The 13230-nt window shown below is 66.0% G+C and carries 12 protein-coding genes and 1 pseudogene; 4 read left to right on the top strand and 9 right to left on the bottom strand.

From position 1 onward, the window contains the following. Positions 1-10 precede the first annotated feature (10 nt). From ACSHXN_RS01175 to ACSHXN_RS01155, 5 genes are all read right to left on the bottom strand, one after another. Entirely contained in the window at positions 11-766 is a 756-nt protein-coding gene (locus tag ACSHXN_RS01175; protein WP_438302437.1) for an ATP-binding protein, read from the bottom strand. Next, complete coding sequence (locus ACSHXN_RS01170; RefSeq protein WP_438302436.1) at positions 763-1212, bottom strand: hypothetical protein; 450 nt, start codon at positions 1210-1212, stop codon at positions 763-765. Before ACSHXN_RS01170 ends, ACSHXN_RS01175 begins: the two co-directional genes overlap by 4 nt. Before the next feature lie 268 nt (positions 1213-1480). Continuing rightward, the gene (locus tag ACSHXN_RS01165; RefSeq protein ID WP_355132390.1) at positions 1481-1906 is read right to left on the bottom strand and encodes a YrdB family protein; all 426 of its coding nucleotides are present in this window, start codon (positions 1904-1906) and stop codon (positions 1481-1483) included. 341 nt (positions 1907-2247) lie between these two features. Then, positions 2248-3585, bottom strand: coding sequence for an IS630 family transposase (locus tag ACSHXN_RS01160; RefSeq protein ID WP_438302435.1), 1338 nt, complete (start codon positions 3583-3585; stop codon positions 2248-2250). 130 nt (positions 3586-3715) lie between these two features. After that, positions 3716-4177 carry an Lrp/AsnC family transcriptional regulator gene (locus tag ACSHXN_RS01155; RefSeq protein ID WP_438302434.1) on the bottom strand — a complete coding sequence of 154 codons (462 nt, stop codon included), beginning with the start codon at positions 4175-4177 and terminating at the stop codon, positions 3716-3718. Between the two features lie 113 nt (positions 4178-4290). Here ACSHXN_RS01155 and ACSHXN_RS01150 point away from each other — a divergent pair, with 113 nt between their 5' ends. Next, positions 4291-5739, top strand: coding sequence for a pyridoxal phosphate-dependent decarboxylase family protein (locus ACSHXN_RS01150; RefSeq protein ID WP_438302433.1), 1449 nt, complete (start codon positions 4291-4293; stop codon positions 5737-5739). Between the two features lie 38 nt (positions 5740-5777). Next, positions 5778-6155 carry a hydroxyphenylacetyl-CoA thioesterase PaaI gene (gene paaI, locus ACSHXN_RS01145; protein ID WP_438306410.1) on the top strand — a complete coding sequence of 126 codons (378 nt, stop codon included), beginning with the start codon at positions 5778-5780 and terminating at the stop codon, positions 6153-6155. A gap of 525 nt (positions 6156-6680) precedes the next feature. Here the strand turns inward: paaI and ACSHXN_RS01140 are convergent. The 3 genes and pseudogenes from ACSHXN_RS01140 to ACSHXN_RS01130 form a co-directional block, all read right to left on the bottom strand. Continuing rightward, positions 6681-7193 carry an AMP-binding protein gene (locus tag ACSHXN_RS01140; RefSeq protein ID WP_438302432.1) on the bottom strand — a complete coding sequence of 171 codons (513 nt, stop codon included), beginning with the start codon at positions 7191-7193 and terminating at the stop codon, positions 6681-6683. Beyond that, on the bottom strand, positions 7187-7342 hold the full coding sequence (locus ACSHXN_RS01135) for a hypothetical protein (RefSeq protein ID WP_355132386.1): 156 nt from the start codon (positions 7340-7342) through the stop codon (positions 7187-7189). The genes ACSHXN_RS01140 and ACSHXN_RS01135 overlap by 7 nt, the downstream gene beginning before the upstream one ends. Positions 7343-8912: 1570 nt before the next feature. Next, a pseudogene (locus ACSHXN_RS01130) lies at positions 8913-9231 on the bottom strand (transposase); the annotation flags it as partial. Positions 9232-9543: 312 nt separating this feature from the next. On the opposite strand from ACSHXN_RS01130, the gene ACSHXN_RS01125 reads away from it, so the two are divergent. Both ACSHXN_RS01125 and ACSHXN_RS01120 read left to right on the top strand, forming a co-directional pair. Further along, complete coding sequence (locus tag ACSHXN_RS01125) at positions 9544-10677, top strand: hypothetical protein (RefSeq protein ID WP_355132385.1); 1134 nt, start codon at positions 9544-9546, stop codon at positions 10675-10677. A gap of 750 nt (positions 10678-11427) precedes the next feature. Further along, positions 11428-12111 carry a hypothetical protein gene (locus tag ACSHXN_RS01120; protein ID WP_438302430.1) on the top strand — a complete coding sequence of 228 codons (684 nt, stop codon included), beginning with the start codon at positions 11428-11430 and terminating at the stop codon, positions 12109-12111. Positions 12112-12367: 256 nt separating this feature from the next. Here ACSHXN_RS01120 and ACSHXN_RS01115 read toward each other — a convergent pair whose 3' ends face one another. Further along, positions 12368-13012 carry a hypothetical protein gene (locus ACSHXN_RS01115; protein WP_383358752.1) on the bottom strand — a complete coding sequence of 215 codons (645 nt, stop codon included), beginning with the start codon at positions 13010-13012 and terminating at the stop codon, positions 12368-12370. Between the last annotated feature and the right edge of the window lie 218 nt (positions 13013-13230).

The raw sequence follows: 13230 nt of genomic DNA, 5'->3' as shown, positions 1-13230 counted from the left end.
GTTCGTGTGGTCAGCCGTTGGCCTGCTGGTTCTTGGTGTGGGCCAGGCCGTATGAGTCGGTGCCGGTCTCGATGAGGTTACCGCCGAAGGCGAGCCGGTCGACGATGGCTGCGGAGAGCCGAGGGTGGTGAAGGTGTTGTTCCAGCCTCCGAAAGAGTCGTTCGACGGAGGCATTCTCCTCCCGCTCGGTCCGGACTTGGAACGGCAGTTCGGCGTCGCCGCGGTCGCGTTCCCTGTACCTCAGCTCGTGGATTGCGCGAAGGTCCGCGCGGCCGTAGCGGGCGATGGTCTTGGTCAGCTGCTTGTTGCCGGCGGCTTCGACGAGTACGTTGACGAGCTTGGTGGCCAGGACGTACTTGACCCGGAAGTCGGCCATCGCGGCCTCGGTCCCCTGTGCGATCAGCAGATGGGACGTGCCGGTGCCGGAGTCGTCGATCAGGCAGAGCGGCCTTCCCTTCTTGATCCATCCGCAGGAGGCCAGGATGTGAATGGTGGGGGAGTTGGCGTCGACGTCCCGCAGTGCCTTCTGGCGTGGGAAGCCGGCCGCTTTGATCCGATGCTCGGAGCGGCGGCGGGCCCGGTCATCGTACTCGGCCATCAGTAGTTCGGTCAGGAACCCGCGGTAGGTCATCTGCTCGTGGGCGGACGTGGTGGCCGGATCGGGGAACTGAGCGCGGACCGTGTGCAGCCGCAGCATCCGGCAGGCGGTGTCGATGACGGCGTCGGCGGCCTGCTCGGTCAGCCCGCGGTGGTGTTGGACGGTCACGGCTGTTCTTCCCTCTGACGAGCGGTGGGCAGGCGGTGTTGCAGCAGCGCGTTGTAGGCGGCCAGCGACGGCAGCGGCAGGGTGTCGGCACGCAGCTGGGGCAGCCGCCGGGCGGTAAGCGACGCCACCGGCGACGGCTGCGGGTCATTCGGCGGGCCGTCCGTGGCAGGGTGGTCGGCGTCTGCGGCCTTGCGGGCTTCCAGCACGACCACGTCCGCGGTCAGAGCGCCGGCCTTCAGGGCGGCCGCGATGCCGGCCGCTACGTGATCGTGCAGCCGCGCGACCTTGATCAGGGCGCAAATTCCCTCGGCGTCGCCCTGAGTTTTGCGGACCGCTTCCCACGCCAGAAGGCACGGGGGTGAACTTGCCTGCAGCGCGGGCCTGATCCAGCGCTGTCGCCCCGGGCAGAGCAGCGTGCAGCGCCGGCAGGGGCCGGAGACCGTCAACCGTTCCGCCTCACCGCAACCTGGGCAGGGGCGCCAGAGCTCGGCGTCCGGCTTTGTGCACGGGCCGCAGGCAGGGGCGTCGGTAGTGCCGGAGTGGATGTTTCGGAAGCGTCCGTAGACGGTGCAGTTCACTTCTCGCTGGTCGCAACGGGGCTGCCCGGTCAGCTTCGAGAGCGTGCAGGGCGCCGTCCGGCCGCAGATCGAGCAGACCAGCGTGGGCAGGGGAAGGCAGTTCGGACAGAGCGGCCCGCGTCGCCGCTCGTGAAACTCAGTCGCGATCAGGCGAACCGTTCGGGAACTGTATGTTGCCGTATGACTGGGTGTGCCGATATACCTCGGCCACGGCCGTGTTCGCAACTACGACAACTGCCATAGTCACCGCGGCGGCGGGATGCCCGACTCCAAGCAGGGCTGCAGCAGCGCCGCCCAGCACCACGGCTTTGACGACAAGCACGAGCGACAATCGAGGCCGCCACCGCGCCTTCGGTGCTGCAAATTGCGACCAGAGCGTAATCGCCAACATCGGCACCCCGATGCCGAGCACGACACCGATTACCGCATCGTGGCTGACGGTGAATCCCCACCAACTCAGGCATGCCAGCGCAGTGAGCTCCAGCACGAACGCCAGGATTTCGTTCGCGGCGTACCAGCGTCGCCCGTCGAACGGTTCCGTGACGTTAGTGTCTGTCGGCATGTGATCCTCTCAGTGCGCGGACGCCCAGCATGACAGGGTTGCAACGCCGGTGTGTACGTTCACATGAAATTGATCAAGCAGATCTACGGGCGCACCGGGTGGGTGAGTGCTGGTGCAGGTTGGATCGGGTGGCGTACCGGCGCTGCAACGTCGTCGAGCGTCACAGAGGCTGAAGACTAGCGGCGATCGGGCACGTGCGTAGCTGGGATGCAGCTTGTGACCGCGGCCTTGTGCGAGCCATGAAGACCGAAACTCTCGCCCCGTTCCCCGTGCCGTACACCCAGCACATGGGTTGCCTTCACCTAGTGTGATGCGTCGGAAATCACTGCTCTAAGTTTCTGTCAGGTATCGGTGGTTGGTGGGTTGATTTTGGTGAGGTAGTCGGCGAGTGAGTTGAGGATCTCGTCGGCGGTCTTGGTCCAGGTGAAGGGTCGTGGGTTCTCGTTCCAGGTGTCGATCCATGCGGTGATGTCCTGCTCGAGGGCCTTGACGGAGGTGTGGACACCGCGGCGGATGAGTTTGTCGGTCAGCAGGCCGAACCATCGCTCGACCTGATTCATCCAGGAGGAGCCGGTGGGGGTGAAGTGGACGTGGAAGCGGGGGTGTTTGGCCAGCCACGTCTTGATCTCGGGCGTGTTGTGGGTGGCGTAGTTGTCGCAGACCAGGTGGATGTCGAGTCCGGCGGGTACGGCCTTGTCGATGCGGATGAGGAACTTCTTGAACTCGATGGCCCGGTGGCGTCGGTGGAGTTCCGATATGACAGTGCCGTCGGCGATGTTGAACGCGGCGAACAGGCTGGTGATGCCGTGCCGGTAGTAGTCGTGGGTACGGCGTTCGGGCATGCCCGGCATCATCGGCAGGACGGGCTGGGAGCGGTCCAGCGCCTGAATCTGGGCCTTCTCGTCCACGCACAGGACCACCGCTTTCTCGGGCGGGTGGTGGTACAGGCCGACGACGTCGACGACCTTCGCGACGAACTGTGGGTCGGTGGAGAGCTTGAAGGCGTCCTGGAGGTGCGGCTTGAGGTCGAACTTCTTCCAGATCCGCCCGATGGTGGACTTCGACAGGCCGGAGTGCTGGGCCATTGAGGCCCGCGACCAGTGGGTGTCTTTGCCCGGGGTGGATTCCAAGGTCGCGGTGAGCACGTCTTCGACCTGGTCGAGCAGGATCGAGGGCGGCCGGCCGGGACGCGGTTCATCGATCAGCCCGTCCAGCCGCGAGCGGATGAACCTCGACCGCCAGCGGTTCACCGTTCCGTGCGACACACCGAGTTCAGCGGCGATCTCCTTGTTCGTCCCGCCTTCCGCGCACCGCAGTACGATCCTCGCCCGCAGCGCCAGGAACTGCGCGGTCTTCGCCCTCTTCGCCCAGCGCGTCAACTCCGCCCGCTCGGCCTCGGACAGCACCAGCTCCGGCTTGCACCGACCCGACCGCGGCTCGTCCACCAGGCCCGACATCCTCCGGTCCGCGAACCGCGAGCGCCACTTGCGCACCGTCTCCGCACTCACCCCGAAGCCCGCTGCCACAGTGGTGTTCGACGCCCCGTCCGCACAGGCCAGGACGATCCGAGCCCGCTCCGCCACGCGAGCCGAGACCGCGCCGGCCGCCCAGCGCGACAACTCCGCACGCTCCTCCACGGACAGCACGACTTCGACAGCACGAGGACCCCGAGACACCATGAAAACAGGCTACAGACTTAGAGCAGTGATTTCCGGCGCATCACACTAGCTCCACCAGGTTCCCGCATGGCTGCAGTAACCGCTGGTTGCGCTCTGGCCTTCCGTGCTGCGACCTGTGGGCGCCCGAGGCTCACCGGTACGGGATGGGCAGTCCCGGACTGCTCTTGACCGTCTTCATGGTGAACTGGGAATTGGTGCGGGCCACGCCGGGCAGGCCGGTGAGTTCGGCCATGTAGAAACGCTCGTAGGTGTCGAGGTCGGGTACTGCCACCCAGAGCAGGTAGTCGGGCTGGCCGAACAGCCGTAGGCAGTGAACGATCTCGTCGAGACCCGTGACGGCCGCCTCGAACGCCTCGATGGTGCTCCTGTCCTGCACCGCCATCTCGACGTGCAGCAGCACGAGGAACCCCCGGCCCACGGCGGCTGGGTCGACCGCCGCGTGGTAACCGGTGATCACGCCCGTGCCTTCGAGGTGCCGTACCCTGCGCAGGCATGGGGACGGTGACAGGCCCACGAGGTCGGCCAACTCGGTGTTGGCCAGACGGCCGTTCTCCGTGAGGTGCTCGATAATTGCTCGATCTGTTCTATCCATGGCATCCCATGCTAACGAGTATGGCAAACGTGGGCATCTTTGGAATCTTGTGCGGCGCCTTCGTGGCTAGCATGGCCGTCTCGACATGCTGACCCCGCACCCGGGAGATTCTTATGGCCGACGTGCCGATACTCGGATTGGACAAAGACCACAGGGAAGCGGCTGGCCGGCTCCTGACCTCGTTCTTCGACGATTATGAGCGGTCCATTCCCGACCGCCCCCTCGTGCCGGAGGTGGACCGCGATGTCCTCGCCGGCTTGCTGGCGAATCCGTTCCCCGACAAGGGGCTCGGAGTCGAGGGACTGTTTCGCGAGATCAACGAGAAGATCCTCCCGAACTCGACCACGGTGGCGCACCCGCGTTTCCTCGCCTACGTGCTCGGCCCGCCCAACGGCATTGCCCCCTACGCAGAGGCGATCGCGGCCACCATCAACCAGAACTGCAATTTCTCGCAGCTCTCGCCGGCCGCGAGCGTAGTCGAACGGGCCGTCATCACATGGTTGGGAGGGCTGTTCGGATACGACGAGCGGTCGGGTGGAATCCTTACCGGCGGCGGTTCTATCGCCACCCTCAACGCCCTTACTACGGCGCTGCACGCCCGCCTCCCCGGCTTCCGCGAGCAGGGTCTGCAAAACTCCGGCCCCCAACTGGTCGTGTACACCTCCGTCGAGGCGCACCGGTGCGTCGACAAGGCCGCCGCGCTCCTGGGTCTCGGCACGGACAATGTCCGCCACATCCCTACCGACGACCACTTCCGCATGCGTGTGGACGCCTTGGAAGACGCCATCCGCGCCGACCGAGCGGCCGGACGGGAGCCGTTTTGCGTCGTTGCCACTCCCGGGACGGTCACGAGCGGCTCTATTGATCCGATCGACGCCATCGCGGACGTGTGCGAGCGGGAGGAGTTGTGGCTGCACCTTGACGGCGCGTACGGCGCGCTGTTCGTGCTGTCCGAGCGCAAGCGCGAGGCGTTCGCGGCGTGCACTCGAGCGGATTCCATCGCCCTCGACCCGCACAAGCTGCTGTTCACTCCGCTGGAGGCGGGCTGTCTACTGGTCCGCGACCGCAGCCTGCTGGCCAAGGCGTACGCGTTCTCCTCCTCATACCTCACCGTGGAGGAGGACCCGCTGATGCTGGACTACATGAACTACGGCCCACAGCTCTCCCGCAGTTTCAAGGCACTGAAGGTGTGGAGCGCACTGCAGGCCTTCGGCGTCGATGCCTTCCGGGAGGCAGTCGACCACATGCTGGACCTCGCGCAGTACATGGCCGACCTCATCAAGGCGGATCCCGGCCTGGAACTCATGACGCCCGTATCGCTGACCGCCGTCTGCTTCCGAATCAAGGACGCCTCTGCGGCCGACCACACCGCCGTACTCGCCGAGCTGATAGAGGAAGGCACCGCGCTTCTCGGCCCGGCATGTCTGGACGGCCGTCAGGGCATGCGTGCCTGCATCACCAACTACCGCACCACGCGCGACGACATCGAACTCATCGTGGACCGACTGTCAGAGATCGCCCGCCGTCGGCCCGCCACGGACACCCCGGAGACAACCCTGTGACAGATGCCCCTGGTTTGCGCGTCAATCCGGCACACGCGATGTTCGACGCCGACTCCGCCTCCCGCGGACTGGGCATCGAGCTGCTGGAGGTGGGGAGTGGGTCGGCGGTGGTCCGGATGACCGTGACCCCGCTGATGGTCAACGGCCACGGCATCGCCCACGGTGGCTATGTCTTCACCCTTGCCGACACGGCGTTCGCATGCGCCTGCAACAGCCACGGCCCGGTGACCGTCGCCTCGGGTGCCGACATCTCCTTCACGGCTCCCGCCAAGGAGGGCGACGTTCTGACCGCGATCGCTCACGAGCGCACCCGCTACGGCCGTAGCGGGATCTACGACGTGACCGTCCTGCGTGGCGAGACCGTCATCGCCGAGTTCCGCGGACGAAGCCGCGTCATCAGGGACACCCCGGAGTAGGCGACGGCGACCGACCACGGTCACATGCGCCCGAGTCCGGCCCCGCCGCTCACGCGGCGGGGCCAGAACCCCAAGATCTTCATGAGCCTTCAAGGTCCCGTCCAATGGGTTGTATGCCGGGTTGGTGGCCTGGTGTTCTATGCCGACCGGGGGATCGAGTGTCGCGGTACACAGCAGAAGCGGAAGCAGGGATGAGGGGAAAACGCCCTCACTGCCTGGCAAGGAGCCCACTATGTGACCCTGGCTGAACTGTTGGTCCGTCTTGACAGCTATGGCGGAAGGCAGCCGGGCCGGCGGCGTCCAGCTGCGCGACAACGCCGACGTAACGCGGTGAACAACCGTGGACGTCTGCGGACCGTCACAACCGGGCACGGCGAAGCCGGGCCGGCCTCGCCACAAGGGCGTCGGCGAGTCCGGCCTGGGAGTCCTCATGGGGGAGCGGAGTGCAACTTCGGTCAGCTGTCGGGCAGCGCTGTCCTCATGAAGTCGACGGTGATCTTGTATGCGACGCCGGCGGCGCGGGAGTCATGCAAGCCGGCCGGGGGAAGCCGTGGACCATGCAGGGCACCCGGATCGAGGTTCCGCCGCCGGATGCCAGAGTTCGCGCTTGCCGGGACACGGTCGCATGGTTGTGGCGGCATGCCCACACGCACCGCCTCGCCGCTCGGCCGTCGCAACCCAGCGGCGAGGAGGCGTGTTGACGATGTACTCAAGGTGGTCCGACGAGAGCCGGATGTTGATCGTGTGGAGCACCCGCTTGGTGGCCGGCACTGCAAGATAGACCTCGAGGTGGCGCCGGTTGTTGCTCGCGAACGTGCCGACTCGGGCACCGACCGGAACTCCCAAAGCGTCCAGAGCGGTCGCAAGGCGCCGGGTGTGGTTTGCCACGTCGGCATATGTGAGCCGCTCGGTGCCGGCCGTTGCGACGTTTTTGTGCGCATAAAGCCGCTCCGCACGTTCCAGGATGTGTGCGATAGTGAGCGGCCGCGGCTGCATCAGCCCGTCCATGGCATCGTTTGCACCGACCACCTTCAGCACCGCGGACCACCCGCGGAGTGAAGGACCTGGCCGGTCGTGACGGCGGCTTCGTCCTTGACGTGGCCTTGCCGGGCAAGGCACTCGGCGACGGCGGCGCCGATGCGGCGATCGGCTCCGATGACGATCGTGGGCCGGGACGGATCAGGCATGGGTCTTCTCTTTCTGTCGGCGGGTCTGGGCTCTGCCCCACAAGGCGGGCACAGATCGAGCGACGTGTGGAGGATCGGGGCCAAGGGCGGGCGCGTACGGGTCGTCAGTGTCGACTCGGACGACCGCGATCCGGCTCTACAGCCTGCGAGGGGGCTCTGTCCGACCCCAACCAGCGGCCTGCCCGCGCGCCCCGACCGCGAGGTGGGATCCCGGCGGCGCGTCGGCGCACCGTCGTGGCAGCAGCGGCCCGCGTGCGGCGTGCAAGTGCGGTCGGCGGCCACTTTCGAAAGTGTGGAAGCTTTTGTCGAGCGCGGTGGGTGACAAAGGATGAGATCCAGGTTCATGAGTGTCTTCTCGCCGCAGCGTCCGCTACGTACCGCGAGTCACCCTAGATGCGGTTCCGGAACCAAGAGAGGTAGGAATCTCCCACTCACACGCTCGCTTTGGCAGTGGTTCTCTCCACTCCGGACCAGTCCCAGGATCCCCGACGTTCCTGTTCTGCCGGCCGATGCGGTGGATCAAATCCGGAACTCCAGCCACGTCGTTCTTGTCGGCGAAGGCTGACAAGTGGTCGTCGAGGCGTCCTGGCATGTTCGGCTGTGCAGTGCGGCCCGGCGCCGACCTTCCCGGTCCCGGCACAGTCCGCACGTCCCTCGCATTGCCAGATCATCCCCGGGGACAGCTGATGGCCGGCCCCACAGACCGCGGCGACTGCCTCGGCGCGGCCCTCAACGACCTCCTGCGCTTCCAGGTCACCCCCCGCCACAGGCTGTCGTCCTACGCGGCGAACCACTGGCATGCCCAGCTCTGCCAGCCGACAGGCACCCACCGTGGACGGCAGGCCCTGGAGGACGCAGGCCTCGGCATGACCACCCGAGACCCTGACCAACTGGCTGTCCGACACCAGTACAACCTCCGGTCCAGCTATCGCGACGTCATCCACACCGCGTACGAGGACGCCGCGATCGTCCCCGCCCACCCGATCCCCGACCACATCAAACGCGGCCAGTTCGAGATCAGCGGTGCCGTCGAATGCGGCGACGACGAACGCCAACGCGGCACCAGGGATGTGGCGTCCCTGCGTAGGGACAGCTCTGCTCAGCCCCCAAACAGATCGGGCAGGTATGCGTCACCGGCTGCCTGGACTCTTGTGAGCACGCTGATGTCAACTTGCCGCGGACGTCGTCGACGAACCGGCGCAGGACCAGGTGCAGTTGGTCGAGCTCGGACGCCCAGCGCGGACGGGGCCCGGAGGTGTGGGTGCCCTTACCGAAGCACACGAGCCCGGGGCCCTGATGCTTTGGACCGGCTAACACAATGAGGCGGCTCACTACATGCGGGCGGCGCAGCGGGTGAGGTCTTCCGAGAGGAACACGATGAATCGTCGCTGCGAGCCGGTGATCGTTGGCAGGTGGATTCGGGCTGTTCCTGCGGCATGGAGTCTTTCGACGGCTTCGGCCAGGCCGGGACGAGGTGTGATACCAGTGTCGAGCATGACCTCGTGTCGGTGGGACCAGATGTCCCAGAGTTGGCGGGCAGAGGTGGCTTGACTCCCCCAAGAACAGGAAGGTTGACGACCGCCCGCGACCAGTCGTTCAGTTCAGCCAGCAGTACCTCGTGCAGTTGTTGCCAGACGCCTGCCTCGTTCCAGTCCCGCAGCCGTCTCCAGCACGTCATGCCTGAGCCGAATCCGAGCTCCTGGGGAAAGCGTTCCCACTGGATGCCCGTGTGGAGTACGAACAGGATCCCGCACAGCACCTGCCGATCCGGGGACAGGTTTGCGGCCCGGGTACCTGAACCTTCGCTCCCGCTTCGGCAGCAGCGGTGCGATCCGCTCCCACAAGTCGTCAGGCACGATCCACGGCGAAGCCCCCCATGACCCGGACAACGCCCAACGCGCCGACCAGACACGGCCATCAGCACCAATCCACCTCATTCTGTCGGCCGTTCTTAGAAGCGGTTCTCGCGGATTGAGTTCCAGCCTGCGCAGGATCTCTGCAGGAGGTGATGGAAAGTGTCATCGTCCTACAGGCGGGTTGGACGATGATGCGGCCTCTTGACCGAATCTGCTGCTGTGTGTGGGTGAGGAGGCCTTGCGGCGCACGGAAAGGGGCGCGGGGGGCGGCTTTGCTCCCAGTGTCCGGGACATGGGCGAGGGATTTGTCTCTGCTCCGGGCTTCCCTGCGCTTCAAGGAGAGCCATGCGATACACCACTCTGTCCGGCATCGCCGCCCTGGCCACGATCGTGGCCAACGGTGTGAGCGCGGTACCGGCCGTCGCGGCCCCCGGCATTTCGGTGCCGTGCGACACCCCGACCCTGATCAAAGCGCTCGCCACGGCGCCCGCGGGTTCCACCCTCGTCCTCGCCCGCCACTGCACCTACCACCTGACCACCGCCTACGCCGGCGCCGACGGACTACCCACCATCGACAGGCAGCTCACCATCGAGGGCCGCGACTCCACGATCGTCCGCGACGGGCTGACGGCCGGTGCCTTCCGCATCTTCCACGTCACCTCCACCGGTGACCTACGGCTCGACGACGTCACGATCCGCGGCGGCAACGCGCCCGATGCGGGGGGAGGCATCCTCGTCGACAGCTCCGGCATGCTGAAGCTCGACAAGGTCACCCTCGACAACAACCAGGCCGACATCGAGGGAGGCGGCGTCTTTGTCGTCGGCGGCGCCATGGCGTACATCACCCGCAGCGAGTTCACCTTCAACAACGCGGGAGAGGGTGGAGGCCTGCAGTCGGACGGCACCGTCACCACCGACAGCGTCGAATTCACACACAACAACGCCGGGGTTGGCGGGGCCATCGGTCACGAGGACGGTAACGCGGTCTTCCGCAATACCACCCTGAAGAACAACACCAGCAGCTTGGACGGCGGTGGCATCGACACAGACAGCGGCCCCGTCTGGTTCATCAACAGTAAGATCATCGACAACACCACCGCGGGTGCGCAGGGCGGCGGCATCTGGAACGCGGTCCCGATGACGCTTATCAAGACCGAGGTCTCAGGCAACGTCGCAGGAGGCTCCAACGGCCAGGGCGGCGGCATCTACAACAATCCCGCCGGCACTCTGGTGCTGCGGGACAGCTCGGTCGACCGCAACAGCGCGAACGGCTCCGGCACGTCACAGGCCGGCGGCATCTACAACCCCGGCGGTACGGTGACGCTCGATCGCAGTGAGGTAAACGACAACGCCTCGACCGTCGCACCGGGCGGCGTGTGGACCGACACGCAGTTCACGGTGAACCGGTCGGAGATCCGGCGCAACATTCCCACCAACTGCGCGGGCAGCCCCGTCATTGTCACCGGTTGCGTCGGCTGACACAACTCCCGATGCCGCGACCCGCACCGACCGCCGACTCCGGTGCGGGGCACCGCGGTTTGCGGGGCGCCCGGCCCAGCACATCAGAGGGCCAGCGCGGACACGCACCTGCCCCCACATGTCGGACAACGCTCGACTCGCCGCCCGGACACGGCTTTCAGCTTCGATCCACCTCATTCTGTTGGCCGCTGTCAGGTTCCCGGGATTGGATTCGTCGCTTCTGTAGGGATTCCGCGAAGAGGGGCGGGGCATCGTGGAGTGTGTCGTGGCGCGTGCTCGCCCCGCCCCGGCGCAAGCCGGGGCGGACTGGGCGCGCATCAACCACAACCGTGTCCTCTCCGCCGCTTCAGGCCACCCAGAGGGCGGCGCCGGAGTTGAAGGTGAGCACGGTGACGGGTGGGCGAAGGAAACAACGACAGGAACGCGGAGCTCAAAGACAGATAACTGAGAAAGCCGCAGGTACGCATCTTCCCGGTCGCCACTGCAGCCAAGTAATCTCTGGAGAATCACCAAGGGGGGCATGTGAAATATTCAAAAGGGATCCTCGCCGCCTTAACCGTGACTGGAGTGATCGCCTTAGCAACGAGCAGGACTACGGCGCGGCCGGCCACCACCACCGCAACGCCCCGTTCGACAACGGGGACATCTCACGAGCCTGCTGAGGGCTACTACGATGCACGCAGAGGCGCGGCCGGCTACGCGCCGGTTGTCGGAACGTTCGGCGCGCTCGCAGTACCCGCAGTCGTCGTCGTGTTCACCAACCTCCCCGCCGCCCAGCGCCACAGCGAGGCCGCTGCCTTCGCGACAGGGTTGCTCGTCGTCACCATGATCGGCAGCATCATCGGAGCAATTTCTCTGGCCGCCATCGGCGGAGAAAGTGTCTTGACCCCCAATCTGACGCCAGCGGTGATGTTCGCTGCTGTTCCGGTCGTCATCGCGCTCGTTGATGTAGTTGCAGCGTTCGAAATACTCGCCTCGCTCGCGCTTCCGCCCGCTCGGCTTCTTCTGCAGCTGATCACCGGCATATCCGGAGCGCTCGGAGTCTTTTTCACCGCTCTAGCCCTGGGAGACAGTTGGGCCACTCACCCTGCGCAGCAGGCGCCCGGCTACGCCGAGTGGAAGTCCGCAGAATGGATTACTTCACAAAAGGACGCTGACAGGGCCGCGCTCTACGTAGCAGGACTCGGCGTTGTTCCAGCGCTGGGTGGCACCGTCTTACGTGCCACTGGGGTGCATCTGACGGCAGATGTCACCGCGGCGAACACGGTCATTCTCAGCGGGCTGGCCCTGACTGTCGTCGCCACGGTCGCCAGCGCCCTGCGCTCCCGGCATCCCGAGGGAGCGTCATCACGCGGAACACGTCCATGGGAGGCCTACGCCACCATTCTCGCCACCAGTTCGTACACCGTCATCCTCCTGCTCTTCCTCCCTTGAGAACGACACATGGCATGGCTCACGCGGCGCGAAGCGGGCTGCGCCGTAAGCACTCCTGCGGGTCGACGCCGAACTCATGACAACTATAGCCAGCAGGGATGAACGCCGGAGAGCAGGGGACGGGCCGTCTGGTCAGGGGGAGGCCAGCGCGGAGCCGACCGCGAGGGCGAGTGCGTCGAAGGCGTGCCTGGTGGCCGGGGCGAGAGCGGAACTTCAGCGACCTGGTTGAGAGATCTGATCGTCTCCAGAAACATGCTCAGATGAAGGCGATGGCTGCTCCGGTCGCGATCGAGAGTTTCGCGGCCTGGAGGAGGTGCAGGCAGACATAGGATTCGACACCGTAACGCTGCCACCCCTCGGCGGCCGGCTCCTCCGCATCGGTTGCCTCCAAGACCTCTTCGGAGTGCGGGTCGAGGTCTACCGGAAGACCGAGAGCCTCTGCAATCCGACGGGTTTCCGCCAGCAGTCGCACCGAGGAGCCGAGGTATCCGCCAGGTGCCTTTCTGTCGACGATGACGTGGGCGAAGTCGACAGGAACGTAGTAGCCCTCGCAGTCCGAATGATGGATCAGATGGTCGAACGGTCCAGGATGATCACCGGGGAGAGCCTTGTAGACATCGCTCAGGAGCGGGTCGTCGGTCGCACGCTGCGCCTCGTCCAACGGCTCGGGCAGACGCCCGCCTGCCGCAAGGTGGGCGGCGAGACGTCGAACGGTGTGCAAGCCCGAGTAGCCCCACATCTCGAACTCCGCGTCCCCGGCCTCCACCAGATCGGGTTCGGTCCACTGTTGCGCTCCCGCCCGCTCCAGTAGCTCGCCGATCGCAACGAAGTCAGCGCGGACCATCTTGGTGTAGTCATCCTCGGCATGGCTGAGCACACCGACGACCATGTTCAAACCCACGCCCAGATCTTGCCAGGGCTGACCGGACAACCAGACCTTGCCCTGTCGCTTCCACGCGTCCGCCGATCGGTGACTACGGGACGACCTTCCTCCGGTACTTCCCGCGTGGTAGGCGCTGTGCCTCCCCGGAGACGACGACTTCCGCACGGCCCGCGTCCAGGATCGGAGGCGACGCTCGACCCCCGACAGGACGCACACCGGACACCGAGGACGCGAGG

The organism is Streptomyces sp. HUAS TT11 (assembly GCF_051553595.1).
GTDB lineage: Bacteria > Actinomycetota > Actinomycetes > Streptomycetales > Streptomycetaceae > Streptomyces.
Note: the sequence above shows the minus strand (reverse complement) of the source record. Positions and strands in the feature narration are given on the sequence as shown.